This window comes from Micromonospora sp. DSM 43699 (assembly GCF_055517075.1).
Genome location: NZ_JBTMMT010000044.1, coordinates 1 through 26,142, shown reverse-complemented (window position 1 = coordinate 26,142; position 26,142 = coordinate 1). Strand labels below are relative to the sequence as shown.

The following is a 26,142-nucleotide window of genomic DNA, read 5'->3' as shown; positions in this document are numbered from 1 at the left end:
AGGTTCCTTTCGATTGCTCTGAGTCAAGAATTATGGCTGTCGGGCGCACCCGACGTGCTCCCCCACCCGGCGACGATGATCAACCAGGTGTCATCGGGCGATGACCGACGGGTGACCCACCTTCGTCCGGATCGTCGGGATGGGGTGGCGTGTGCCGATCTCCACCCTGCTGAGGGGGCTGCCCGGCGCGATCCGCCCGATCTGCCAGGCTTGCGCCAACGAGCCCGACCCGCCGCACCGGGGTCGGATATCCGACGGCGCGTCGCCCGTAGCGGCGGCCCGACCCACCCCGGGAGTCTGGCCATCCTCGCTCCCCGTCACGATCTACACCCTCCGCAAACCCGCGCAGCGCACAACAGCCTTCGCGAATCGTAGCCGTTGACAGGGTTCACAGAGGATGCCGGCCACGGACGTCGCGCTCCCTCCGGTCGTGATGACGTATGCGCAGGTGAAAGCCTTGATCGAATAGTCGTCTGTCCATGATTGGACAGCTCTACCCCTGGCCTGACCTGGGCTGGCGTGCCTACCGTTTACCTCATAAAGGGGCATTGATCAGATTCAACCGGCAAGTTGCTTCTGATCACCAAATTTACCCCTTTACTGCCACACCGCCGCACCGCTGCGGCGCCACCCGAAGGAGACACCATGTCCACCGAGTCCGCCAAGAAAGCCGACCAGCCCGCCCCGAGCGCCAGTGACATCGCCGAGGCCACCGCGCTTCTGGTCCCCGCCACCTCGGCCGGCATGCCGCCGACCGCGCAGCTCTTCTGGGCTGTGGTCGAGGCCAACGGGGTCCTGAACCGTGGCTTCGGGGTGGTCTCGTCCACCCGCCTCGCCGTGGGGCAGTACCAGGTGGTGTTCAGCCACGACCTGACCCGCTCCGCGTACGTGGGGAGCATCGGCCTGACCGGTGCCGTCGGGGCCTCGCCCAGTGGCGAGATCGCGGTGGTCGGCCGGTTCGGCGTGCCGAACGGCGTGTTCGTCCAGACATTCACCTCGGCGGGTGCCCCCGCCGACCGGGCGTTCCACCTGACGATCTCGTCGTGACGCCGGCGCAGCCAGGTCCCCGTCACCCCCGGGTGGCGGGGACCGCTCACGTCGGCCGGATCGCGCCCCGGGCCAGCCCGTCCGCGGTGAGCTGCACCAGTTCCGCCCCCAGCGTCGCCGCCTGCCGCAGTGCCCGCTCGAAGTCGTCCAGCCGCCGGGCCGCCTCGCCGTAGGCCCGCTGCTCCGGCAGGCCCAGCCGCCGCACCGACGCCCGCCGGATGTCGAAGCGCAGCGTCCCGGACAGGCTCGACGCCTGTTTCTCGTTGGCCGAGGTGCGCAACTGCCCGGCCAGGAACCACGGGTCCAGCGCCCCCGGATCCGGCCGCAACAGATAGAGGTTGCGCCCCAGCAGCGCCCCCGCCGTGGTGACCACCCGCGCGGTGAGCTGCTGGGCGACCACCGGCACCACCACGTCCCCCACCTCCAGGGGGATCTGCTGGCCGTACCGGTCGTCGATCCGGCCGGAGGCCTGCGCACCGGCGAGCACGTCCCCGACGGTGAGCACGGGCGGCCCGTCCGGGGCCGGCTCCGATACGCCGGCCCGCACCGGCCCGACCAGGTGCAGCGCGCCGGCCCGGAGCAGCTCGCCGACGGTGAGGAACTGCCCGGCCGCCCCGTCGGGCGCGGGGGTGGCCGGCGGCATCAGCGCCGGCAGCTCGGCGACGACGGCGGCCAGCCGCTCTCTGGTGCGTACCAACTGTTCTCCCGACACCTCGCCGCCGACGGCCGGTTGCCGGCGGGCGGGCGTCAGGTCGACCTCCTCGTCGAGCAGTTCGATCACCGGCACGGTGCGGGCGAAGCCGGCCTGGTCGACCTCGGCGTCCGGCGCGGTGTCGAAGTCCCGCCATACGGCCAGCACCCGGGGGGCGGTCTCGGCCAGCTCGCCGCCGGCCGCGTCGACAAGCAGCGCCCGTGGCGGCGGCGGCGCGTCCGTCGCGGCCCGCCGCACCACCCACAGGTGCAGCGGCACACCGTGCGACGCGGCCACCCCCGGCGCAAGCGCGATCACCGCGCGCAGGTGGCCCCGGCGCAGCAGTTCGCTGCGGATGCGCTTGCCGGCGCGGCGGCTGGCCACCGTGGGCGGCATGAGCAGCACCGCGTGCCCGCCGACCCGCAGGTGGGCGAGGGCGTGCTGCACCCAGGCCAGCTCCGGTTCGGTACGCGGGGTGGTGCCGACGATCCAGCGGGGATCGTGGCCCAGCTCGTCGTCGCCCCAGTTGGCGACGCCGAACGGCGGGTGGCAGACGACGGCGTCGACCGGCTGGCCGGCGAACGCGTCGGCGCGCAGCGAGTCACCGGTGCGCACCTCGCCGGGCACGTCCCGCAGGGCCAACCACAGTCCGGCGAGCGCGGCGAGGTCCGCGTCGATCTCCTGCCCGTAGGCGGCGGTGCAGCCCGCGCGGGCGGCGGCCCGCAGGGTGGCCCCGGAGCCGACGGCCGGGTCGAGCACGGTGCCGCCGCCCGCTGCGGCGAGCCCGACCATCAGGTCGGCCAGGTCGTCGGGGGTGGCGAGGGGCCGACCGGGACCGGGGCCGGAGAACCGCCGCCACAACTCGTCGAAGGCGTCCGGCGCACCCCGCTCGTCGGCGAGCGCGTCCACGTCGGCCAGCAGCGCGGCGGGCAACGAACCGGCGGCCGGCAGTGCGGTGGGCAACGAACCGGCGGGCAGCGCCGTACCGGGCTGCGAGCCGGCGGGAGGTGCGGTGGTGTCCTGGGGAGGGTGGTCGCGGTGGCGGGCGAGCAGTCTCGCGCCGACGGCGACGAGGGCGGCGGCCGGCGACTCGCCGGCCGCCGCGAGGTGCCGCCAGAGCCGGTCGGCGGTGTCGAGCTCGGGCAGCTTGCCCTGGTCGCGGAGCCACTGCTCGACCTGGCCCAGGTCGAACTCGGGGCTGGCCGCCGAGCCACCCACCGGGGCGGGGAAGTCGGCGTGCCGTTTGCGCCAGTTGCTGACGGCGGCCCGGCCGACCCCGGCGAGCCGGGCGATCTCCGCTGCCGTCATGGTCGGTGTCTCCTGCATTTTCGTAGTGTGCCACAGCCGTCAAGCATCACGTCTGTTGACAGCGTTCACGTGTGATGTTCTCATGTACACCGCAACGGAGCCACTGCGAGGAGATCGAGATGCGGCACACGCAGCACCACCTGACGACCGGATCGTCGACCCGCCCGGGTGCGCGGGAGGACTCCCGGCGACCCGGGAACACCCAGCCTCCGCTGTTCGAGCACCCGGTGCCCGCCCCACCACCGGGGACCTACCCGACGACCGTCCACCGGCTCCGGGTCGACCCGACGGCCGCCGGGCTGACCCGGGCGCTGAACCGCCAGTACCTGATGGACAGCGGCTTCCCGGTCAACACCCGGCAGGTCGCCGGCGCACCGGCGCTGCTCGTGCACGGCACCGTGCCCCGCCCCCGCGCCGACTGGTGCGACGTGCTCACCCGCCTCACCGGCCGCGAGGTCGAGCTCGGCTACAGCAGCGGCGGCGGCGCGCTCCTGCTGGCCGTCGACGACCGGGCGTACGCCCTCACCTACGGCACGCTGGGCCGACACCTGATCGAGCAGACGGTCGTCGACCCGACGTTCGGGGTCTCCTTCGCCGTACGCGCACTGCTGTCCAGCGAGATCCGCCAGGTCAGGCGACGGATGGTTGGCATCGCCGGTCGGGTGGACCGCAGCCTCGTCCCGGCCGGTCAACCCATCCGCAAGTTCGGCATCGACAAGTGGGGCGAGATCGTCGGCCAGCTCTGCGGCCCGACCGACAACCCGAACCTGACCGTGTGCCGCCGCACCGGCCGGCCCACCCGCATCGAGGGCGGCGACGCGCTGCGCATCCACCTCGCCGTGGAGCCCGCCGGGCTGCTCGCCGACCTGCGGGAGATCGACCGGGTCTGCCGGCAGGAGTCGCCCCTGGCCGACCTGGAGTTCGTCACCCAGATCCGACCGGTCTCCCCCCGGGATCCCCGACTGCCCGCGCTGACCGCCGCGCTGGACGCCCGGCTCGGCGAGTCGGAGCCGGCGCAGCTCGGGGTGGCCGTTCCCGGCGACCTCGTCGCCGACATCGAGGCCGTGCGGTCGTACCGGATCCAGGTCCCGAAGTCCGGCCGACGGTCCGCCCTGGTCACCGAGCTGGACCTGCCCGCCGTCCTGGCCCACACCCGGCGGGCGGCGGAGGCTGACCGGTGGGCCGGGCTCCAGAAGGGACGGATCACCCTCTGCGCCGACACGGGTGGCACCGAGGAACTGCTCTCGACGCCGGTCGCCCGCTGGATCACCGCCGAGGTGTCGGTCGGCGCGGGCCACCTGCTGCTGCACGAAGGCGGCTGGTACGAGATCGGCGACCGGCACCGCGAGTTCCTGCGCCAGGAGATCGCGGAGATCCTGAGCCGCCCCAGTGGCATCAGCCTGCCGCCGTGGACGCCCGACCTGCCCGACGAGGACGCCTACAACCGGGCCGTCGCCGACCGCGATCCCCGCCTGGTGCTGCTCGACAAGAAGCTGCTGCGCACGGCCCAGCACCGGCGCGGCATCGAGGCCTGCGACCTGCTGGGCCCGCACGGCGAGCTGATCCACGTCAAGCGCGCCTCGGGCAGCTCCCCGCTGAGCCATCTCTTCGCCCAGGGCGCCGCCTCGGTGGATGCCCTGCGCTACGAGGCGGACGCCCGGGAGCAGTTCGCCGAGCTGGTCCGGCGGCAGCCCAACGGCCGGGAGATCGGCGCGGACTTCAGGCCCCGCAAGGTGATCTATGCGATCGCCCTGGGCAGCGGTCGACCGGTCACCGTCGGCACCCTGTTCACCTTCGCCCAGGTGGCGCTCTACCGGGCGGTGAAGGCGCTGCGCGCCGAGGACGTCGACGTCGAGGTCGTCGGCATCCCCGCCGCCTGAACCACCCCGATCCCCCAGCCCGACGTCAGGAGACGTGTCATGTGTTCCTTTACCCCACTTCCCCACACCACGCTGCGCAGCCCCGCACGGTTCATCGGTCCCGGCCCGGGGCGGTCAGCGCAGCGCGGTGCCGGCGGCGGCCCGGACGGCTGCCGTCAGCGCCGCCAATGCCGTCGACTCCAGCCGCCAGCACTGCCAGTACAACGGCACGTCGAGGTGGTGGCCGGCGACCAGGTCGACGAGGCGACCGGCGGCCAGGTCGGGGCGCGCGACGGCCTCGGGGAGCAGGCCCCAGCCGAGGCCGAGCCGGATCGCCTGGGTGAAGCTGGCAGTCCCCGGCACGAAGTGCGTCGGCGGGTCGACGTCGCGCCGGGTGAGCCTCCGGGCGAAGCGGTGTTGCAGGTCGTCCTTGCGGTCGAAGCGGATCATCGTCGCGGTCGGGAGCACCGCCGCGGGGTCGCGGCCGGCGAAGCGTGCGGCGTGCAGGGCGGGCGCGGCGACGGCAAGGTACCGCATCGCGCCGAGGCGCAGGACCCGGCAGCCCTGCACGGCGGTGCGTTCGGTGGTGACCGCTGCCATCACGGTGCCGTCGCGCAGCAGGTGCGCGGTGTGCGCCTCGTCGTCGGTACGCAGGTCGACCAGCACGTCAGGCACGGCGGTCAGCGCCGGCAGGAACCAGCCGGCGAGGGAGTCGGCGTTGACCACGACGGCGACCCGGGTACGGGTGCCGTCGCCCAGCGTGCCGCGTGCCGCGTCGAGGGCCTCCTGTTCCAGCAGCGCCACCTGTCCGCCGAGGCGTACCAGCGGGGTGCCGGCGGCGGTCGGCACACACGGCCGGGTGCGGCGCACGAGCACCTGCCCGACGGCCTGCTCCAACGCCTTGATGCGCTGGCTGACCGCCGACGGGGTGACGCGCAGCGCCCGCGCGGCGGCGTCGAAGCTGCCGTGCGTGACGACGGCCTGGAACGTCTCCAGCTGGACCGGGTCGAGCGGCATAAGCGATTCTAACGCTAGTGAAGAAACTTTAGCTGGAGCGCAGGAGCCCGTCACCCTAGCCTGGCCGCCATGGGTTCCGTGCTCGCCGGCTTCGGCTTCTCCCTCGCGCTGATCGTCGCCATCGGGGCGCAGAACGCCTTCGTGCTGCGCCAGGGGCTGCGCAGGGAGCACGTGCTGCCGGTGGTGGCGATCTGCGTGGCCGCCGACGCGACCCTGATGACCGCCGGCATCGCCGGCCTGGGGGCCGCGCTGACCGCGACGCCGGCCGTCCTGGTCGCCGTCCGCTGGGGCGGCGTCGCCTTCCTGCTCGGGTACGCGGTGCTGGCCGCCCGCCGGGCCGTGCGTCCCGCCGCCCTCACCCCGCTGGACCGTCCCCCTGCCACGCTGCGCGCGACGTTGCTGGCCTGCCTGGCGTTCACGTTCCTCAACCCGCACGTCTACCTCGACACCGTGGTGCTGCTCGGCACGGTCGCCCACCAGGACCCGAACCGGTGGGCGTTCGGGGTCGGCGCGGCGACGGCCAGCCTGACCTGGTTCACCGGGTTGGGTCTCGGCGCCCGCCGGCTGGGGCCGCTGCTCGCCCGCCCGGCGGCATGGCAGGTCGTCGACGGGACGATCGCCGTGATCATGGTGGCCGTCGCCGCCTCGGTGGCCGTGGGCTGAGCCGCGAGAACGGCGGCGAAGTAGGTGAGCCGTGCTGTTGAAGTCCGTCGCCCTCGCCGCGTCCGTCGCCGGCGTGCTGGCCACCGCCCCCGCCGCCCCGGCGGCAGCAGCCCAGACCTCGTCCTGGCCGGCCGGGAACTGCCCGCAGGGCTTGTTCTGCATCTGGCCCAACTGGAACCACCCGCCGGAAGGACCCACAGCGACCCCGTTGCTGGTGACCAGCAGCGAATGGACCGGCAACGTGCCGGCGTTCAACTTCTTCAACTACACCTCCCGCAAGGCCGAGATCACCTGGGCCTACAACTACCTCGGGACGCCTCTCACCGGCACGCTGTGCGCTCTTCCCGGCGAGGGAGGGGACCTGTACGTGCCGATGTTCGCGACGAAGGTGAGTTGGCAGACGCACAACTGCTGAGCCCCCACCGATCAGGACTTCCGACCGCAGGACGTCCCGGTCGACGACGCCGGACAGCTGCGGGCCGGGACGGCAGACCCCGCCCCTGGGATGGACGCGTGGACCGTAGGATCGACACCCTTCGACCGACGCTCCACTCAGGAGGGAAGTCCGCCATGACGGGTCCACTCGCCCGGGTCCTCACCTCGGCCTGCCTGGCACTGGCCACCGCCGGCGTCGCAGTGCTCGCGGTCGCGGGCACCACCGCCGTCGTGGCCGCCCCGGCCCGGGCCGCCGGCCCCCGACCGCACTTCCAGATGCCTGTGGGATGCGGCGAGACCTGGCGGATGGCCACCTACTACGGCCATGACGACTACGACATCGACCTGACCTTCACCGGCGGGGCCAGCAACGGCCGACCGGTGCTCGCCTCCTACGGCGGCACCGTCACGTTCGCCGGCTGGGGCAGCAGCGGCGGCTGGTACGTGGTCATCGAGCACGGCGGCGGCTGGCGGACGCTCTACCTGCACATGATCGAGACGCCCATGGTCGCCGCCGGGCAGTGGGTGTCGACCGGCCAGCAGCTCGGCCGGGTCGGCAGCACCGGCAACTCCACCGGCCCGCACCTGCACTACGAGCAGGTTCGCGACGGCGTCAAGACCGAGTCGTACTTCGACGGGGTGCCCTCCGGCATCACCTCCGACGGCAGCCCGTCCACCGGCCCGCTCTACATCGCCGGCCCCACCTCACCGGCCCGGAACATGACCAGCCGCAACTGCGGCCAGCCCGCCAACCGCCAGGTGTACGAGTCCGGCAGCCACAGCGGTTGGCAGATGCTGCCGGTCAACAGCATCACCGGCTCGGCCACCGCGTCGATGGTCGTCGACGGCAACAAGCTGCTCTACACGGTCAACGACGGCCGGGTGTACGAGGCGTCCAGCGACACCGGGTGGCGCAACCTCTGGACCGGCATCTCCGGCGTCAGCAACAGCGCCCTCGCCGTGATCAGCGTCGACGGGGTGAAGTACGTCTACACCGTGATCGGCGGCTGGGTGCACGAGGCGTCCAGCGCCAACGGCTGGCGCAACCTGAACACCGGCATCTCCGGGGTCAGCAGCAACGCCCTCGCCGCGATCAACCTCAACGGCGTGAAGATCATCTACACCGTGGTCGGTGGGACGGTGCACGAGGCGGCCAGCAACAACGGCTGGCGCAACCTCAACTCCGGCATCTCCGGGGTCGGCGCCGACGCCCTGGCCGCGATCACCGTCGACGGGGTGAAGTACGTCTACACCGTGATCGGCGGCTGGGTGCACGAGGCGTCCAGCGCCAACGGCTGGCGCAACCTGAACACCGGCATCTCCGGGGTCAGCACCGACGCCCTCGCCGCGATCGCCTTCAACGGGGTGAAGATCGTCTACACGGTGGTCGGCGGGATGGTGCACGAGGCGGCCAGCAACGCCGGCTGGCGCAACCTCAACTCCGGTGTCCGTGGCACCGCCGTCTCGGCGACGAGCATCAGCGGCGTGAAGGTCCTCTACACCGCCTGACGATCACGCCGACCCGCCAGGCCTTCCCGCACACACGGTAGGAGGCCCGCTGCCCGCCGCCCACCCACCCGAGCAGGGCCGGGGCGATCCGACGCACCGGAATGTCCCACCATTGACCATTCGTAATGCTCACTGTCAGCAATGACGGTGGCCGCCGATCCGCCTCAACGGGTGCTAAGTCGACGACCGACGCCGAGCGGATGGTTGACGGCCCGCATCCCGGCGGCAATCATGTTGTTCACTGGATTCCCGGCCCGCGTAAATGTCGGATCTGGTGGTTCTTTCGGCGTTTCGACGCGGTTGCCCGCGAGGTGGAAGCCTCGCGCGCAATTCCTATCGACTCAGTCGGAAAACCGCCGCAGGCAGTCAGGAGCACACCGGTGAACGGGAACGACGAATGTCCCGCACCGACCCGAACCGAAATCGGGTCGCACGGCGTTGAGCTGCACGAACAACTCGCCCTCCGGGGCGGTGCACCGATCCGGCGCACCCCGTGGCCCACCTACGACAAGGGCGCGGTGCACGTCTGCCGGGAGGACGAGGAAGCGGCGATGCGGGCCATCCGCAGTCACCTCTACTTCCGCTACGACCACCGTAACGAGTCGGAAACGGAGTGCGGGCAGTTCGAGGCCGAATTGTGCCGCTATTTCGGCACCCGGCACGCACTCGCGGTTTCCAGTGGCACCGCCGCGCTCGCGCTGGCCATCATGGGTGCGGCCGTTCCCCCCGGCGCATTGGTGGCCTGCCCGGGATTCACCTTCGTCGCCACGCCCAGCGCCATTGTGTTGGCCGGTTGCCGCCCATTCCTGGTCGAGGTCGACGACGACCTACGGATGGACCTCGACGACCTGCGCCGCCGCTGGCGACCGGAGATCAAGGCCATCCTGGTCGTGCACATGCGCGGCTTCGCCGCCGACGTCGCGGCGCTGGCCGCCTTCGCCGCCGAGATGGGCGTACCGCTGATCGAGGACGCGGTGCCCGCCCTCGGGGCCGAGCTGCACGGCCGCAAGCTGGGCACGTTCGGGGTGGCGGGGGCGTTCAGCACCCAATCCGACAAGGCGCTCAACTGCGGCGAGGGCGGATTCCTGGTCACCGACGACAGCACCCTGTTCGGCCGGGCGGTGGCGCTGTCCGGGGCGTACGAGGGGCGGCTGCGGCGGCACTTCCCGGACGGCGATCCACCTGTCGACGGGTTGGAGCTGCCCCTGCTCAGCCTGCGGATGGACGAGATCCGGGCCGCCCTGCTACGCGCCGAGCTGACCCGGCTGCCGGATCGGCTGGCCCTGTTCCACCGCAACTACGCCCAGGTCAGCGGGGCACTGGCCGACGTGGCGGGGATCGCGATCCGCAAGCCGGTCGCGCCCGGGGCGTACCTCGGTGAGGCGTTCGTGTTCCGGGTGCCCGGCGGCGACGCCGGCTGGTTCGCCCGCGCGCTGCGCGCCGAGGGCATCGACGCCCGCAACATCGGTTCGGACGACGACCTCAACGTTCGCGCCTTCTGGAACTGGCGGTTCATGTACGACGACACCGACCCGGCGCGGATCCGCGCCACCCTGCCGCGCACCGCCCGGCTGCTCGCCGAGACGGTCGACGTGCCGCTGTCGTCCAGCCTGACCCCCGACGACTGCGGCGAGCTGATCCGCGCCGTCCGCAAGGTGGCCGCCGCCCTGCCCTCGACCGGGTCGGCCCCCACCGGATCGGCCCCGACAGTGGCCGGAGCGGACCCGGCCGCCCCGGCAGTGACCCGGGCTGAGTCGTCCGACCCGGCCCCGGTCGGGGCGGAGTCGGTGCGCGCATGACCACCGTTCCCACCCGGGACGCGGCCGTCCCCCGGCTTGCCATGGTGGGCATCTTCGGTGGCCTCTTCGCCGGCTACCTGGGGCTCACCGCCGTCATCCCGGTGCTGCCGGCGTTCCTGCGTGACCGGCACGACGCCGGGGACTTCACCGTCGGCCTGGTGGTCACCGTGACGGCGGTGACCGCGCTGCTGGTCCGCCCGGTCGCCGGCGCACTGGCCGACCGGCACGGCCACCGCACGGTGATGCTGGCCGGGGCGCTTGTCGTCGCCGCCGGGGGCCTGCTCTACCTGCTGCCGTTGAGCGTGCCCGCGCTGGTCGCGGTGCGGCTGCTGCTGGGTGCCGGGGAGGCCGCCCTGTTCACCGCAGGTGCGGTGTGGACGGTGGCGCTGGCCCCGCACCACCGGCGCGGTCAACTCATCGGCCTGTACGGGGTGAGCATGTGGGGCGGCATCTCCGCCGGCACGTTCCTCGGCGCCACCCTGCAACAGGTCTCCTTCACCGCGGTCTGGGTGCTCAGCGCCGCCGCGCCGCTGGTCGCCGCCGGGCTGGTCGCCATGGTGCCGACCCCGGCCCGGACCGCCCCGACCGGCGGCGGCGGTGGGCTGCTGCTGCGCCCGGCGCTGCTGCCCGGGATCGCGCTGACCTTCGGTGCGGCCGGTTACGCCGGGCTGGCCGCGTTCGTGGTGCTGCACCTCGACACCCGCGACATCGGTCACGGGGTGGTGGTGCTGAGCTGCTTCAGCGCCGTCTACGCCGGCACCCGGCTGGTCATCGGTCACCTGCCCGACCGGCTCGGCCCGCGCCGGGTGGCCGCCTGGTGCGGGGTCGGCGAGGCGGTCGGGCTGGCCGTCATCGCGGTCGCCCCCAACCTGCCGGTCGCGGTCGCCGGCAGCGTGATCATGGGGGTCGGCTTCTCGCTGCTGCACCCGTCGCTGGCGCTGATGGTGATGAACCGGACAGACCCGGCCCGCCAGGGCGCGGCGATCGGCGCGTACACCTCGTTCTGGGATCTGGGGCTCGCGGTGTGGGGGCCGGTCACCGGTCTGGTCGCCGCCGGCTTCGGCTACCCGGCGGTCTTCACCGTCGGCGCGGCCTGCGCCCTGGTCGCGGCCGTGCTGGCGGTACGGATCGGCCGCCCGGTCACCGCACCCACGGAGGTACCCGCCCGATGAGCGACCCGTTGACCGTCCTGTGCGTCACCGGCTGGTGCCGCAACGGCAGCACCATCATCGGCAACGTCCTCAACGAGGTGCCCGGTTTCTTCCACGTCGGTGAGCTGCACTTCCTGTGGAAGAACGCGACCGGTCGGGGGGTCAACGACAGGTGCGGCTGCGGCGAGCCGCTGACCGGCTGCCCGATCTGGTCGACGGTGCTGCCGATCGGCCGCCCCGACGGCACCTCCCCCGACGCGCACGCCGAGGCGGTCATCCGTCGGCAGTGGACCCGGGTGCGGACCAGGCACACCTGGCGGGTGCTGCGGCGCGGCCTGCACGACGACGAGATCCGCGCACACGCCGACCTGATGGGCCGGGTCTACCGGGGCATCGCCGAGCGCACCGGCGCGCGGGTGATCGTGGACACCACGAAGATCCCCGGTGAGGCGGCGCTGCTGTCGCACCTGCCCGGCATCCGGCCGTACTACGTGCACCTGGTCCGGGATCCCCGGGCGGTGGCGCACTCGTGGCGGGAGCCGAAGCAGTACGTCTACGCGATGTCCGCCGCCCGCAGCACCGCCTACTGGCACGGCTTCAACCTGGCCTCCGCCGCGATCACCCGCCGGCACCCGGACCGGTCGATGTTCCTGCGCTACGAGCAGTTCACCGCCGACCCGGCCGGCACCGTCGACGCGCTGCTGCGGCTCTGCGCCGCCGACCCGGCCGGCAACCCGGTGCGGGGCCGCACGGTGCAGCTGCACCCCAACCACACGGTCACCGGCAACCCGGACCGGTTCCGCACCGGCCCGACCCTGGTCCGGGACTCCGACGACGGCTGGCGGCGCACCCTGTCGCCCCGCCGCCGGCTGGCCGCCACCGCGTTGGCCTGGCCGCTGTTCGGCCGCTACGGCTACCGGTCCACCGGCGGATCCAGCACGACCAAGGTCGGCAGCACACCGGACAACGGGAGGTAACGGCGTGGATCTCGGGCTCAAGGGGCGGGTGGCCCTGGTCGCGGGGGGTTCCAGCGGCATCGGGTTGGCCTGTGCGAAGGAGTTCGCCGCCGAGGGCGCCCAGGTGGCGATCTGTGGCCGCGACCCGGAGCGGCTGGCCGCCGCCGAACGCGAGCTGGCGCAGGTGGCGACCGGTCGGGTCAGCGCCACCAGCGTGGACCTCACCGACCCCGACGCGGCCCGCCGCTGGGTCGACGCGGTCGCCGCCGACCTGGGCGGGGTGCACGTGCTGGTGGCCGGCGGCGGCAGCCCACCGGTCGGCACCGCCACCGGTTTCGACGTCGAGGACTACCGGTCCGCCGTGGACCGGGTGCTGCTGCCGGCGGTGGCGCTGGCCACGGCCGCGTTGCCGCACCTGCGGGCCGCCGGCTGGGGGCGGTTGCTCTTCGTCGCCTCCGAGACCGCCTGCGTGCCGATCGGGCCGCTGGTGCTGTCCGGGGTGACCCGGGCGGCGCTGGTCCGCTTCGCCCAGGGCCTCGCCGTCGATGTCGGCCGGGACGGGATCACCGTCAACGTGCTGGCCCCGGGCGGGGTGCGGACCCCGCCGATGGAACGTGCCGCGGCCCGGCTCGCCACCGACGGCGACGTGGAGGCCCGGCTGCGGGCGATGGGGCACCACAGCGCGCTGGGCCGGCTGGCCCGGCCGGACGAGGTGGCCGCGGTGGCCGCCTTCCTGGCCAGCGAGCGGGCCTCGTTCGTCACCGCCGGAGTGCACCTGATCGACGGCGGGGCGGCGGCGACCGGCCCGGAGCTGCCCCACCTGACCGGGGTCCGCAAGGACACCTACGCCTGACCCCCGCCCGGCCCACGCCGGCCCGACGTCTGCCCCTCGCGCACGAAGGAGTGCCCGCATATGTCCACGACCAGCCAGTTCACCGAACGGGACGTCTCCGAGTTCTTCGACCAGACCACCCAGACCTACCTCAGCTTCTGGGACAGCGAGGGGGTGCTGCACACCGGTTACTTCGCCGGAGACGACGACACCGACTACCCGGCGGCGGCGGACCGGACCTCCGACCTGCTCGCCACCGACGCCGGCATCGACGCCTCCTCGACGGTGCTGGACGTCGGCTGCGGCTGCGGCAACTTCCTGCTGCGGCTGGCCGGGCGCACCGGTTGCCGGGGCGAGGGGCTGGACCTGAGCATCGAGCGGGTCCGGTTCGCCCAGGGCAAGCTCGCCGAGCGCGGCGACGGGCTGCCGATCGCCTTCCGGCACGGCTCGGCCACCGCCATGCCGTACGACGACGGCAGCTTCAGCCACGTGGTCAGCCAGGACGCGCTGTTCCTGGTGCCGGACAAGGCGCGCAGCCACGCGGAGATGTTCCGGGTGCTCGCCCCCGGCGGGACGCTGGCCGTCACCGACTTCCTGCAACCCGTCGCCGAGATCGGCGAGGCGGCCCGCCGGCACGTCTACGACCGGGTGCGGTGGAGCAGCGGCTACTCCCTCGACGGCTACCGGGAGGCGTTGACGGCGGCCGGGTTCGAGGTGACCGTCGCCCGCAGTCTGGACGGCCACATCCGGCAGACGTACCGGGTGCTCGGGGAGACCGCCCGGCAGCGGGCCGCCGCCACCGACGACGAGGCGGCCCGGCAGTGGATCCTCGGCTTCGCCGCCTCCTGCGACGAGATCCAGGCCGCGATCGACAGGGGCGAGTTCGGTTGGGGCCTGTTCGTCGCCCGCAAGCCGGCCTGACCCGCACACCGCACCCACCACAGGGGGAAGTCATGCAGCGCACCGACACCGTCAAGCGGACGATCGCCGAGGTCGTCGCCGAACGCCGGACCCAGATGTCGCCCGGCGGCCTGTTCGTCGAGGCGTTCGGCAAGGACGGCTTCGACACCGCCGTCGACTACGACGTCACCATCACCGACTCGCTGACCAGTTCCCGGCGCAAGCCCCGCTACCCGTCGCGCAACGTGCTCAAGGTGGTGGACCTGTCCCGTGAGCCGCAGGAGTTCTACTGGCACGAGAGCCCGCCGCGCCCCGGTGACCCGGCCGTGGACGGCGCGGACCTGCGCCGGGAGGCCGCCAACCACTTCCACCGCTCCCCCATTCCGGAGCTGCTGACGACCCGGGCCTGGGTGCAGGTGCCCGACGAGTTGTGGCACGACCCGGTCGGTTTCGCCCAGTTCATCGACTACCGGCTGGTGGTGCGGCTGGCCACCGCCGAGAACCACACCATCCTGCGCGGCGAGGGCGGGCTGCTGAACATGCCGCAGCTCGGCCGGCTCACCGACCCCGCGCCGTTCGCCTCGACCATCCTGGCCGCCTGCAACGAGGTGGAGCAGATGGGCAGCACCGCCGACGGGCTGATCATCAACCCGGCGGACTACTACCGGCTGCTCGGCGAGGGCCACCTGCTGCGCGACGTGGAGGACAACGGCGTCTTCATCGTCCGGACCCGGCTGGTCGACCCGGGCACCGCTATCGTCGGCGACTTCGGTCACGGCGCGGTGCTCTTCGACGCCGGCCGGTCGAACATCCGGTTCGCCGAGCCGCCGCCGGGGACCTTCGCCGAGCCGGGTCGGGCGTTGTGCGCCGAGATCTGGGAGCGGGTCGTGGTCAACCTGCCCACCTGCTTCTTCGTCGTCACCCTGTAGGCGGGGGTCGACATGTCGACGACGCCCGCGCCGGGCGTACCCGGGCGGTCCGATCCCGACGTCCTGGTCGTCGGCGCGGGCGTGGCCGGGCTGTTCTGCGCCTGGTTCCTGCGCCGGGCCGGGCTGACCGTGACAGTGGTGGACCGGGGCGAGGTCGGTGACCCGGCCGCCTGCTCGTCGGGGAACACCGGCTTCGTCGGCACCCAGGGTGCCGCGCCGCTGGCCGAGCCGGGCGTGCCGGCCAAGGGGCTGCGCTGGTTGCTCGACCCGCAGAGCCCGTTCCACGTCCGGCCCCGGCTCGACCGGGAGCTGCTGACCTGGCTGTGGCACTTCCGCCGGCACTGCACCGAGCGGCAGGCCCGCGCCGGCTTCGAGGTGCTGCTCGACCTCAAACAGCGCAGCCTGGCCATCCTGCGAGAGGTCTGCGCGCACGACGAGCTGGCCGGCACCCTCACCGCCCGTGGCATGCTGCTGGCCTGCCGGACCCCCGAGGGGTACGCGCAGGCGCGGGCGACGGTGCCGGCGGCGGTGGCCCGGGGGGTGCCGCTGCGCACCCTGGACCCGGCGGAGCTGGCCCGGCTGCAACCGGGCGTGGAGTTCACCGTCGCCGGGGCGCTGCTCAACGAGGAGGGCGCCGCGCTGCACATCCCGGCGTTCCTGGTCGCCTTCGCCCGCCTGTTGCGCGCCGCCGGGGTGGAGATCCTCACCGACACCGAGGTACGCGGCTTCGACACCGTCGACAGGCGGGTCCGCGCGGTGCGTACCAGCCGGGGTGACCTGCGGCCCGGCGAGGTGGTGCTCGCCGCCGGGGTGTGGTCGGCGGCCTGCGCCCGACAGCTCGGCGTCGGCCTGCTGCTGCAACCCGCCAAGGGGTACGCGGTGACAGTCGACTCCGGACCGGCCACACCGACGCTGCCGGTCCTGCTCAGCGAGGGAAAGGTGGCGGTCATGCCGTTGGGGGAACGGGTCCGGCTCGCCGGAACGCTGGAGCTGACCGGCCTGGACACCACCGTGTCCCCGCGCCGGGTGGAGGGGATCCTGCGCACCGTGCGGTCGTACCTGCCGGCACTGGACACCGGCGGTCGGGTGCAGGTGTGGACCGGGCTGCGGCCGTGCACCCCGGACAGCCTGCCGTTGATCGGCCGGCTGGGGTCGTACCGCAACGTCAGCGTCGCCACCGGGCACGGGCACATCGGGATGGGGTTGGCCCCGGCCGGTGGCCGGCTGCTCGCCCAGCTCGTCACCGGTGCGCCCCCGGACGTGCCGGTGGCGACGTTCGCGGTGGACCGGCACCGTCGGGGGCACCGGTGAGCGCCCCGGCGATCGGGGTGCTCTGCCTGCAGACCACCTTCGACAAGATTCCCGGGCACATCCGCAACCCGGCGACCTTCGACTTCCCGGTGGTGTACCGGGTCGTCGAGGGGGCCACCCCGCAACGGCTGGTCCGCGAGGCCGACCCGACCCTGCTGGAGCCGTTCGTCACCGCCGCCCGCGACCTCCAGGCCGCCGGGGTCGCCGCGATCACCGGGGCGTGCGGGTTCCTGGTGCTGTTCCAGGCCGAGCTGGCTGCCGCTGTGGACGTGCCGCTGCACTCGTCGAGCCTGCTGCAGCTGCCGATGGTGCACCGGATGCTCGGCCCGCACCGGACGGTCGGCGTGCTGACCGCCGACGCCACGGCGCTGACCCCCCGGCACCTGGCCGCGATCGGGGCGCAGGAGGTGCCGATCCGGGTGGCCGGGATGGCCGACGCCCCGGAGTTCCGCGAGGTGATGCTGGAGGGCCGGCGCGACGCCCTCGACGTCGACCGGTTGGCGACCGAGGTGGTGGCGCGGGCGGACGCCCTGGCCGGGCCGGATCTCGGGGCGGTGGTCATCGAGTGCACCGACCTGGTGCCGTTCGCGCACCTGATCCAGGCCCGGCTCGGGGTGCCGGTCTACGACATCGTCACCCTCACCACCATGGTGCACGCCGGCCTGGCCCGCCGCCCGTACGCCGACCGCCGCCGGTAACCGCACCGCCCGTCCCGCCGGTCGGCAGGGTCCACTCCGGACCCTGCTGACCGGCGGATTTTTGTGCCCGCCACCACGTCCCGCCCCGCACGCCCGGTCGCCCCTGCCCGCCGGGCGGTGTTCGCCTGCGCCGGGCGTCAGCCGATCCGCAGGTGATGCCGTATTCACGATTTCAAACTCCGCCATTGTCACGAGTTTCCGGCCGGAATCTCACCGTGGGTCGATGACGCATCACACTGTGCCCGGATGGCCGCCGATTGCAGGATTGACATCAACCGATCAGGTGATGGGAGGCAGCCGAGATGGACGACAGATACGACTCGTACTGCGCGGTCGACCCGCTCTTCTACGACTCGTTGTCCAGCGCGAGCGCCACCGCCACCGGCACCGGTTACGCCGCCGACCGCCCGCAGCCCGCCGGCTGGGAGTCCGAGGTCAAGGACGACTGGCTGATCCACGCCCCGATCGGCGGCAGCCTGCCCGCCCAGGGTTGGAAGATCCACGTCTCGGCCCGGCTGGACAACGCCGAGCGGGTGCTGGCCCAGGTGATGGAGTACTGCCAGCCACGCGGCATCCCGTTCAAGCACCTGCGCGGCCCCCGGATGCTGCTGATGCGTAACAGCAAGTACGCCCGTCGGGGCGGCAGCGGCAAGTTCGTCACCATCTACCCGCGCGACGACGCCGAGCTGGAGCTGACCGCCAAGGAGCTGGCGGTGCTGCTCGACGGCGAGCAGGGGCCCTACATCCTGAGCGACCTGCGCTACGGCGACGGCCCGGTCTACCTGCGCTACGGCGGTTTCGCCGCCCGCTACTGCCTCTCCGCCGAGGGCCAGGTGGTGCCGGCCATCGAGGACGCCACCGGCACGCTGGTGCCCGACCGCCGCGACCCGGTGTTCCACCTGCCCGACTGGGTCACCCTGCCCGACTTCCTCGCCCCGCACCTGGCCGCCCGCAACGCCGCCAGCACCACCGAACTGCCGTACCGGATCGAGAAGGTCATCCACTTCTCCAACGGCGGCGGCCTGTACGAGGCCCGGGACACCCGTACCGACGAGCGGGTGGTGTTGAAGGAGGCCCGCCCGTACGCCGGCCTGGACGCCACCGGGGCGGACGCGGTGACCCGGCTGCGCCGGGAGGCCACCGTGCTGCGCCAGCTCGCCGACGTGCCGCACCTGGTCCGGGTGCACGACGAGTTCAGCTTCGGCGGGCACGAGTTCCTGGCCCTGGCCTACGTCGAGGGCAGCCCGCTCAACCAGCTCGTCGTGCAGCGCTACCCGCTGGTGCATCCGGACGCAGACCGGGCCGACTACACCCGTTGGGCGCTGGACGTGCACCGGCAGGTCGCCGAGGCGGTCGAGGCCATCCACGCGCACGGCATCGTCTACGGCGACCTGCACATGTTCAACATCATGGTCGGCGACGACGGCGCGGTCACCCTGATCGACTTCGAGGTCGCCGCGCCGGCCGCCGACGCGAGCCGACCGGCGCTGCGCAACCAGGCGTTCGCCGCGCCCCGCGACCGGGTCGGCTTCGACGTCGACAGGTACGCGCTGGCCTGCCTGCGACTGGCCCTGTTCCTGCCACTGACCGCGATGCTGCGGCTGGCCCCGGCGAAGGCGGCGCACCTGGCCGACGTGGTGGCCGAGAACTTCCCGGTCGACCGGACGGTGCTCGATGAGACCGTCGCGGTGATCGTCGGCGAACCACCGGCCGAGCCGACCGCCACCACGACCGCGCCGACCCCCACGAGCGGGACCGCGCCGCTGGACCCCGACGTGGTGCGGGTCGACCCGGACGACTGGCCCGGTCTGCGCGACCGGCTGGTCCGGGCGATCACCGCCAGCGCCACCCCGCAGCGCGACGACCGGCTCTTCCCCGGCGACATCCGGCAGTTCAGCGGCAGCGACGGCGGGTTGAACCTCGCCCACGGCGCGGCCGGGGTGCTCTGGGCGTTGCACGCCACCGGCGCCACCGTCGACCCCCGGCACGTCCGGTGGCTCGTCGACCGGGTCCGGGAACCGGCCTCCGGCAGCCGACTCGGCTTCTTCGACGGGCTGCACGGGGTGGCGTACGTGCTGGACCTGCTCGGGCACCGCGACGAGGCCCGCCGGCTGGTCGACCGCTGTCTCGACGAACCCTGGACGGACCTCGGCAACGACCTGGTGGGCGGCCTGCCCGGGGTCGGGCTGAACCTGGCCCACTTCGCCGAGGTGACCGGCGAGTCCCGCTACGCCACCGCCGCCCGGCGGGCCGTCGACCTGGTCGTCGAGCGGCTCGGCGACGTCGACTCGGTGGCCGAGATCAGCGGCGGCCGGCACCCGTACGCGGGACTGATGCGCGGCGGCGCCGGGGCGGCCCTGCTGCTGCTGCGCCAGCACGAGCGGGAACCCGACGAGCGGCTGCTCGACCACGCCGCCACCGCGCTGCGGCAGGACCTGCGCCGGTGTGTCCGCCGCGACGACGGGCACCTGGAGGTCAACGAGGGCTGGCGGACCATGCCGTACCTCGCCGAGGGCAGCGTCGGGGTGGGCCTGGTGCTCGACCAGTACCTGCGCCACCGGCCCGACGAGACCCTGCGGGAGCAGGCCGAGGCGATCCGCCGCTGCGCCGACTTCCCGTTCTACGCCCAGTCCGGCCTGTTCGCCGGCCGCGCCGGCATCGTCGCCTACCTGGCCGGCCGGGGCGAGTACGAGGTGGCCCACGCCCAGGCCCGACTGCTCGGCTGGCACGCCCTGCCGTACGCCGACGGCACCGCCTTCCCCGGCGACCAACTGTTGCGGATCTCCATGGACCTGGCCACCGGCACGGCCGGCGTGCTGGCCGCCGTGGCCGCCACCCGACCCACCGACCCGGTCCGGCTGCCGTTGCTGACCCGACGGTCCGACGGCCCGACCGGCGACACCACCCCGGCCGACTGACGGCCCACCCGCTCCCCGGGGGTCACCCCGGGGCCACCCGACCCGACTGACCACGGAAAGGAGGAATGACATGGCCCTGCTCGACCTTCAGGGGATGGAGCTGCCGGCCACCGGACGTACCGGTGGCGGGAGCCAGGCGAGTCTGCTGCTCTGCGGCGACAGCTCGCTGAGCGTCACGACCTGCAACTGAGGTGACGGTCGTCGACCCGACGGCCGACCGACCTCACCATCAGGCACCACCGTAACGACAGCGATCCACATCGACAGAAAGAGGTAAGACCATGGCTCTGCTCGACCTCCAGGGGATGGAACTGCCGGCCACCGAGCGCACCGGCGGCGGCAGCCGCGCCAGCCTGCTGCTCTGCGGCGACAGCTCGCTGAGCGTCACCACCTGCAACTGACGTGACGGTCGTCGACCCGACGACCCGACGACCCGACCGAGTTGACCACCAGGCACGTCCACATCGACAGAAAGAGGTAAGACAATGGCTCTGCTCGACCTCCAGGCGATGGAACTGCCGGCCACCGAGCGCACCGGCGGCGGCAGCCAGGCCAGCCTGCTGCTCTGCGGCGACAGCTCGCTGAGCGTCACCACCTGCAACTGATCGACCGGTATCGCATGGCCCCGGACCGGCACCTGCCGGTCCGGGGCCGCGCGGCGTGGGAGGGGAGGTGCGATGACGCCGGCTGACCGGCTCCTGCTGCGCGCCGTCCGTGCCGCCGGCTGGTGGACTCCGACACTGACCGTGGCCACCGTGGCCGCGACGGCGGCCGAACTGGCCCTGCCGGCGGTGCTGGGTCGGGCCGTCGACGCCGCCGTCGGCACCACGCCGCAGGCGTCCTCCGGCCGCTGGCTGGCCGCCGTCGCCGGACTGATCGCCCTGCTGGTCGTCGCCGGCGTGCTCCGCGACTACGGCACCGGCGCGGCCACCGCACGCTCGGTGGCCCACCTGCGCCACACCCTGGTGCGTCACCTGTTCGCCCTCGACCCACGCACCGCCGGCCGCCGCCCGGTGGGCGACCTGGCCGGCCGGGTCGTGGGTCAGGTCGCCGACGCCGGCCAGGCCGCCCCGACCGTGGTCACGGCCGCCACCGTGGCGTTGCCGCCGATCGGCAGCCTGGTGGCGCTCACCCTGATCGACCCGTGGCTCGGCGTCACCTTCGTGCTGGGGCTGTTGCTACTCGCCCTGCTGCTGCGCGGCTTCGTCGCCGACGCCTCCGCCGCCGTCGCCGGCTACCAGCAGGCCCAGGGCGAGCTCGCCGGCCGGCTGGTGGAGACGCTGGCCGGAGCCCGCACCATCGCCGCCGCCGGCACCGGTGACCGGGAGGTCGAGCGGGTGCTGACCCCGCTCGCCGCGCTGCACCGGCACGGCGCACGGACCTGGACGGTGCTGGCCGGAGCCGCGACCCGGGGTGCCGTGCTCAACCCGCTGCTCCAGGTGGCGATAGTCGCCGTCGGCGGGTTGTCGCTGGCCGCCGGCCGGTTGACCCCCGGGGAACTCCTGGCCGCCATCCAGTACGCCGCGCTCGGTGCCGGCCTCGGCACCGTGGTCGCCGCCCTCAACACCGCGGTCCGGGTCCGCGCCGGCTGCCGCCGGGCCGCCGACGTGCTCGCCGAACCCGCCCGGCCGTACGGCACCCGTCTCCTGCCACCCGGGCCGGGCACCCTGGAACTACGCGGGGTCACCGTGCGCGACGCCGACGGCCGGCCCCTGCTCGACCGGGTGGACCTGCGGGTGCCCGGAGGCAGCCTGCTGGTCGTCGTGGGCGCCTCGGGGGCGGGCAAGTCGCTGCTCGCCGCCGTGGCCGGCCGGTTGCGCGACCCGGACGACGGCGTGGTGCTCCTGGACGGGGTGCCGCTGCCGGAGCTGACCCCGGCCACTCTGCACGCCGCGGTCGGCTACGGCTTCGAACGACCGGTGCTGGTCGGCGAGACGGTAGGCGCCGCCGTCGGGGCCGGCGCGGATCCGGTGCCGCTGGCCAGGGCCGCGGCCATCCACGACTTCGTCGAACGGCTACCCGACCGGTACGGCACCCCGCTGGCCGAGGTCGCCATGTCCGGCGGCGAACGGCAGCGGCTCGGGTTGGCCCGCGCACTGCGTGCCGAACGGCTGCTGATCCTCGACGACGCCACGTCCAGCCTGGACACCGCCACCGAGTACCAGGTGACCCGGGCGTTGACCGGGCCCGGTGACCGGCGTACCCGGGTGGTGGTCAGCCACCGGATCGGCATGGCCGCCCGCGCCGACCTGGTCGCCTGGGTGGCCGATGGGCGGGTCCGTGCCGTCGGCCCGCACCCGGCGCTCTGGGCAGACCCCGACTACCGGGAGGTGTTCCGGTCGTGAACACGGTCACCGGCGTGACCCGGGCCGCGTTACGGGCCCGGCGGGCACAGCTGTGGCGGTTGGCCGGCTGGTCGGCCGCCGAGGTGCTACCGGCGGCCCTGTCGGGGCTGCTGACCGCACACGCCGTCGACAGCGGCTTCCTGGCCGGCCGACCGGGCGTCGGGCTGGCGTGGTTGGCGCTGCTCGGGCTCGCGGTACTGGTCGGCGCGGCCGGCACCCACCGGTCGTACGCGCTGCTCGGCGACGTGGTGGAACCGTTCCGCGACGACCTGCTCCGCCGGGTGGTACGCGGCGCGGTGACCGGTGCGGCCGGCGGCCGGGCCGACGACGCGGCGGTGGCCCGGCTGACCCACCAGGTGGAGCTGGTCCGGGACACCTACGCCGGGCTGCTGATGGTGGTACGCGGCTTCCTGTTCGCCCTCGGCGCCGCCGTGCTCGGCCTGTTCTCGTTGGCCGCCCCGGTGGCCCTGGTGGTGGCGGTGCCGGTGCTGGCCGGTCTCGGCCTCTTCGCCGTGGCGTTGCCGGTGATGGTCGCCCGGCAACGGGAGTACGTGCTCTCCGACGAGCGCCTCGGCCGGGCCGTGGTGACCGCGGTGACCGGCCACCGCGACGTCTCCGCCAGCGGCACGCGGGACGAGATCACCGACTGGGTCGGCGCGTCGGTCGACGCGCAGGCCCGGGTGGAGCGACGGCTGGCCACCATGGCCGCGACCCGTGGCCTGAGCCTGGCACTGGGTGGCTGGCTGCCGGTGCCGGCGCTGCTGCTGGCCACACCGTGGCTGATCCGCCAGGGGCTGGGCCCCGGCGCGGTGCTCGGCGCCCTGGTCTACGTGACGCGCGGCGTGCAGCCGGCCCTGCACAGCCTGGTGCAGGGGGTCGCCGCCGGCGGCCTCCGCTTCGCCGTCACCCTCGATCGGCTCCTGCGCACCGCCGCGCCGCCGGCCAGCACCGCACCGTCCGTCGCCACCGACCAGACCACACCGTTCCCCGCCACCACCGACCAGGTCGCATCGCCTGTCGCCACCACCGACCAGATCGCCGGTGCCGAGCCGGCCGGGTCGCTGCCCGGCCGCGCCACGGAACCGGCTGCCTCGGCGCTGTCGCTGCGCGGGGTGACCTTCCGGTACGGGCCACACGCCGATCCGGTGCTCGACGACCTCGACCTCGAGGTGCCGGTCGGCGACCACCTGGTGATCGTGGGGGCCAGCGGGATCGGCAAGTCCACCCTGGCGGGACTGGTCGCCGGGCTGCTGCACCCCCAGTCCGGCACGGTCCACGTCGGTGGGTCGCCGGTGGCCGGGGCCACGCCGCTGACGCTGGCCGAACGGCGGGTGCTCATCCCCCAGGAGGCGTACGTCTTCTCCGGCACGCTCCGGGAGAACCTCGACTACCTGGCTCCCGGCCTCCCGGACGACACGATCGACCGGGCGGCGGCCCGGCTGGGCCTTACCGGGCTGCTGGCCCGGCTGGGCGGCTACGACGCGCTGCTACGCCCTGCGGAACTGTCGGCGGGGGAACGCCAACAGCTGGCGCTGCTGCGGGCCTGGCTCTCCCCCGCCGCGCTGGTCATCCTCGACGAGGCAACCTGTCATCTCGACCCGGCGACCGAAGCCCGGTGGGAGAGCGCGTTCGCCGCCCGTCCGGGCACCCTGGTGGTGATCGCCCACCGGGTCAGTTCGGCGCTGCGGGCCCGGCGGGTCCTGCTGCTCGACGGCCGGACCGCGCTGCTGGACACCCACGAGGGGCTACTCGCCCGCTCGCCGGCCTATCGTGCCCTGGTCGGCTACGGCGAGACGGAACAGGAACCTGAACCTGGACCGGAGGCGGTCACAGCCAACCCGACTCGCGGGCTATCCGTACCGCTTCCCAGCGGGTCCGCGCACCGGTCTTGGCCATGATCCGCGACAGGTGGTTTCGCACCGTCCCGGCCGACAGCACCAGGCGGGCGGCGATCTCCTGCACCGGGTGCCCCTCGGCGACCACGTCGAGCACCTCCCGCTCCCGGTTGGTCAACGGGCTGTCGGCGACCTCCAACGCGGCCACCACCAGGTCCGGGTCGAGGACGACCCGCCCCTCGGCCAGCTGACGGACCCCGTCGACGATCCGGCCGGGAGGCACCTCGCGGCTGAGGAAACCGATTCGGTGGCCGTGCTCGGCGAGCACCGGCCCCAGTCGGCCGGCCCGTCGCTGCTCGACCAGGACCAGTAGGGATCCCACCGGTGGGGCGGCGGGCTGCTGCGGGGACGGCTCGGTGACGGCATCCGCGCCGGCCGGACCGGCTCCGGGCGGCGTCGTGGAATCCGCACCGGGCACGGCGGTGAGCGCGACGGCGGGATCGGTGGTGGAGACCGTGGTGAAACCGGTGGTGAAGTCGGCAGCTGCCAGGCGGACCAATTCCGCCACGGTCAGCATGTCGAACTCCACCACGGCGACATCGGGGCGTTGGGCCAGGAGGGCCGCCCTCAGGTGACGCGGACTGTCCACTTCGCCAACGATCTCGATGTCGTGTTCGGCGGAGAGCAGCTGTGCGAGCGCACCCCGGAGCAGCCCACCCTGGAGAGCGAGCAGTGTGCGGACCATAGCAACTCCCGACATATAGCCCGTGACAGCGAAATGTGTGCGGCCAGTGACGCACGGTTGAGAATTTTATTGAACTCGTAACCGGTCCGACACCCCTTCCCGCCGGTAGTCAGATCCAACCCGCGTCCTGGGCCCGCTGCACGGCCTCCCAACGGTTACGGGCACCGGTTTTGCGCAACACGACGGACAGGTGGTTGCGGACGGTCCCGGGCGCCAGATGCAGCTGGGCGGCGATCTCCTTGGTCGACAGGCCCCGGGCCGCCGCGCCGGTCACCTCACGTTCCCGCTCGTTCAACGGGTTCACCGCGGCGTCGAGGGCGGCCAGCGCGATCACCGGATCGATCATCCGTTGCCCCTCGGCGACCAACCGTAGTTGGTCCAGCAGCTCCTGCGGTGGGACATCCTTGGCGATGATCCCCCGCACCCGCGCCCCGAGTGCCCGACGCAGCACCCGGGCCGTCCGTCGGGACGTCAACACCACCACGGCGCACTCCGGTAGCCGGGCGTGCCACTGTCTGGTCAGGACGGCGGGATCCTCGATCGCGTCCAGGTCGACCAGGACCACGTGCGGCCGCCGGGTGACGACCCGGTCCGACAGGTGATGGTCCGGATCGCTCTCTCCGGCCAGCTCGAAGCCGGGTGTGGCGGACAGGACCGCCGCCAACGCGGTACGCAACAGGCCCGGCGGACCCACCACCACGACCCGAATCGTCGGCGAAGATGAATCGGATTCTGATGAACGACCCGGACCCGACGACAACTGATTATTCGTCAGTTCTTCCACTCACAACATTTTCCCGAGATAAAGCCGAATCAGTCCCGAGTGTCAGAATGACGACGAAATCGGAGCGGGTGGAAAATTGGGCTAAATGCGTCAGAGGGCAATATGCGAGTAGGCCCACCCCGTACGGGGTGGGCCTACTCGTAATGGTTGTCCGGCGGTGTCCTACTCTCCCACACCCTCCCGAGTGCAGTACCATCGGCGCTGGAGGGCTTAGCTTCCGGGTTCGGAATGTGACCGGGCGTTTCCCCTCCGCCATGACCGCCGTAACTCTATGAACATATCAACACACGCGCGGGCTGGTCGTGTGACCAGTCGGGGTGTTTGCTTGTTCAGAGTTGCACAGTGGACGCGTAGCAGCTTCGTAGTCAAGTCCTCGGCCTATTAGTACCGGTCAACTGAACCCGTTACCG

At 73.0% G+C, this 26,142-nt stretch carries 23 protein-coding genes and 1 rRNA gene; 19 read left to right on the top strand and 5 right to left on the bottom strand.

The features are described from left to right. Positions 1-645 precede the first annotated feature (645 nt). Positions 646-1,047 carry a hypothetical protein gene (locus AC0AIB_RS20645; protein WP_465097278.1) on the top strand — a complete coding sequence of 134 codons (402 nt, stop codon included), beginning with the start codon at positions 646-648 and terminating at the stop codon, positions 1,045-1,047. 46 nt (positions 1,048-1,093) lie between these two features. Here the strand turns inward: AC0AIB_RS20645 and AC0AIB_RS20640 are convergent, their stop codons facing one another. After that, positions 1,094-3,064 carry an N-6 DNA methylase gene (locus AC0AIB_RS20640; RefSeq protein ID WP_465097277.1) on the bottom strand — a complete coding sequence of 657 codons (1,971 nt, stop codon included), beginning with the start codon at positions 3,062-3,064 and terminating at the stop codon, positions 1,094-1,096. Positions 3,065-3,165: 101 nt separating this feature from the next. Here AC0AIB_RS20640 and AC0AIB_RS20635 point away from each other — a divergent pair, with 101 nt between their 5' ends. Beyond that, the gene (locus AC0AIB_RS20635) at positions 3,166-4,926 is read left to right on the top strand and encodes a DUF6119 family protein (RefSeq protein ID WP_465097276.1); all 1,761 of its coding nucleotides are present in this window, start codon (positions 3,166-3,168) and stop codon (positions 4,924-4,926) included. A 114-nt stretch (positions 4,927-5,040) separates the two neighbouring features. Here AC0AIB_RS20635 and AC0AIB_RS20630 read toward each other — a convergent pair whose 3' ends face one another. Next, positions 5,041-5,922, bottom strand: coding sequence for a LysR family transcriptional regulator ArgP (locus tag AC0AIB_RS20630; RefSeq protein WP_328347228.1), 882 nt, complete (start codon positions 5,920-5,922; stop codon positions 5,041-5,043). Positions 5,923-5,991: 69 nt separating this feature from the next. Here AC0AIB_RS20630 and AC0AIB_RS20625 point away from each other — a divergent pair, with 69 nt between their 5' ends. The 17 genes from AC0AIB_RS20625 (at position 5,992) to AC0AIB_RS20545 (ending at position 24,266) form a co-directional block, all read left to right on the top strand. Beyond that, a complete protein-coding gene (locus AC0AIB_RS20625) occupies positions 5,992-6,585 on the top strand; it encodes a LysE/ArgO family amino acid transporter (protein WP_328347230.1) in 594 nt (197 codons plus the stop codon). Positions 6,586-6,616: 31 nt separating this feature from the next. Continuing rightward, the gene (locus AC0AIB_RS20620; protein WP_328347232.1) at positions 6,617-7,000 is read left to right on the top strand and encodes a hypothetical protein; all 384 of its coding nucleotides are present in this window, start codon (positions 6,617-6,619) and stop codon (positions 6,998-7,000) included. A 155-nt stretch (positions 7,001-7,155) separates the two neighbouring features. Further along, entirely contained in the window at positions 7,156-8,529 is a 1,374-nt protein-coding gene (locus AC0AIB_RS20615) for a M23 family metallopeptidase (RefSeq protein WP_465097275.1), read from the top strand. 380 nt (positions 8,530-8,909) lie between these two features. Then, positions 8,910-10,328, top strand: coding sequence for a DegT/DnrJ/EryC1/StrS family aminotransferase (locus AC0AIB_RS20610; protein ID WP_328347236.1), 1,419 nt, complete (start codon positions 8,910-8,912; stop codon positions 10,326-10,328). Then, positions 10,325-11,500, top strand: coding sequence for an MFS transporter (locus AC0AIB_RS20605; protein ID WP_465097274.1), 1,176 nt, complete (start codon positions 10,325-10,327; stop codon positions 11,498-11,500). Before AC0AIB_RS20610 ends, AC0AIB_RS20605 begins: the two co-directional genes overlap by 4 nt. Then, on the top strand, positions 11,497-12,456 hold the full coding sequence (locus AC0AIB_RS20600) for a sulfotransferase (protein WP_465097273.1): 960 nt from the start codon (positions 11,497-11,499) through the stop codon (positions 12,454-12,456). The genes AC0AIB_RS20605 and AC0AIB_RS20600 overlap by 4 nt, the downstream gene beginning before the upstream one ends. Positions 12,457-12,460: 4 nt before the next feature. Further along, positions 12,461-13,288, top strand: coding sequence for an SDR family NAD(P)-dependent oxidoreductase (locus tag AC0AIB_RS20595; RefSeq protein ID WP_328347241.1), 828 nt, complete (start codon positions 12,461-12,463; stop codon positions 13,286-13,288). A gap of 60 nt (positions 13,289-13,348) precedes the next feature. Then, positions 13,349-14,188: a class I SAM-dependent methyltransferase gene (locus AC0AIB_RS20590; RefSeq protein WP_465097272.1), complete on the top strand. Its 840-nt coding sequence runs from the start codon at positions 13,349-13,351 to the stop codon at positions 14,186-14,188. 32 nt (positions 14,189-14,220) lie between these two features. Next, a complete protein-coding gene (locus AC0AIB_RS20585; protein WP_328347244.1) occupies positions 14,221-15,096 on the top strand; it encodes a family 3 encapsulin nanocompartment shell protein in 876 nt (291 codons plus the stop codon). 12 nt (positions 15,097-15,108) lie between these two features. Continuing rightward, entirely contained in the window at positions 15,109-16,407 is a 1,299-nt protein-coding gene (locus AC0AIB_RS20580; RefSeq protein ID WP_465097271.1) for an NAD(P)/FAD-dependent oxidoreductase, read from the top strand. Next, on the top strand, positions 16,404-17,105 hold the full coding sequence (locus AC0AIB_RS20575; RefSeq protein WP_465097270.1) for an aspartate/glutamate racemase family protein: 702 nt from the start codon (positions 16,404-16,406) through the stop codon (positions 17,103-17,105). The genes AC0AIB_RS20580 and AC0AIB_RS20575 overlap by 4 nt, the downstream gene beginning before the upstream one ends. 302 nt (positions 17,106-17,407) lie before the next feature. Then, on the top strand, positions 17,408-20,023 hold the full coding sequence (gene lanKC / locus AC0AIB_RS20570; RefSeq protein WP_465097269.1) for a class III lanthionine synthetase LanKC: 2,616 nt from the start codon (positions 17,408-17,410) through the stop codon (positions 20,021-20,023). Between the two features lie 70 nt (positions 20,024-20,093). Beyond that, complete coding sequence (locus AC0AIB_RS20565) at positions 20,094-20,213, top strand: SapB/AmfS family lanthipeptide (protein WP_328347252.1); 120 nt, start codon at positions 20,094-20,096, stop codon at positions 20,211-20,213. A gap of 91 nt (positions 20,214-20,304) precedes the next feature. Then, positions 20,305-20,424 carry a SapB/AmfS family lanthipeptide gene (locus AC0AIB_RS20560; RefSeq protein ID WP_107155630.1) on the top strand — a complete coding sequence of 40 codons (120 nt, stop codon included), beginning with the start codon at positions 20,305-20,307 and terminating at the stop codon, positions 20,422-20,424. An 84-nt stretch (positions 20,425-20,508) separates the two neighbouring features. After that, positions 20,509-20,628 carry a SapB/AmfS family lanthipeptide gene (locus AC0AIB_RS20555; protein WP_067312693.1) on the top strand — a complete coding sequence of 40 codons (120 nt, stop codon included), beginning with the start codon at positions 20,509-20,511 and terminating at the stop codon, positions 20,626-20,628. A 72-nt stretch (positions 20,629-20,700) separates the two neighbouring features. Then, positions 20,701-22,368, top strand: a complete 1,668-nt coding sequence (locus AC0AIB_RS20550; protein WP_465097268.1) for an ABC transporter ATP-binding protein — start codon at positions 20,701-20,703, stop codon at positions 22,366-22,368. After that, a complete protein-coding gene (locus AC0AIB_RS20545; protein WP_465097267.1) occupies positions 22,365-24,266 on the top strand; it encodes an ATP-binding cassette domain-containing protein in 1,902 nt (633 codons plus the stop codon). The genes AC0AIB_RS20550 and AC0AIB_RS20545 overlap by 4 nt, the downstream gene beginning before the upstream one ends. Here AC0AIB_RS20545 and AC0AIB_RS20540 read toward each other — a convergent pair. The 3 genes from AC0AIB_RS20540 to rrf form a co-directional block, all read right to left on the bottom strand. After that, entirely contained in the window at positions 24,196-24,948 is a 753-nt protein-coding gene (locus AC0AIB_RS20540) for a LuxR C-terminal-related transcriptional regulator (protein ID WP_465097266.1), read from the bottom strand. The two genes, AC0AIB_RS20545 and AC0AIB_RS20540, sit on opposite strands and share 71 nt — an antisense overlap. A 109-nt stretch (positions 24,949-25,057) precedes the next feature. Continuing rightward, on the bottom strand, positions 25,058-25,648 hold the full coding sequence (locus tag AC0AIB_RS20535; protein ID WP_328347266.1) for a response regulator transcription factor: 591 nt from the start codon (positions 25,646-25,648) through the stop codon (positions 25,058-25,060). Positions 25,649-25,881: 233 nt separating this feature from the next. Then, positions 25,882-25,998 (bottom strand): 5S ribosomal RNA (gene rrf, locus AC0AIB_RS20530). Positions 25,999-26,142 lie beyond the last annotated feature (144 nt).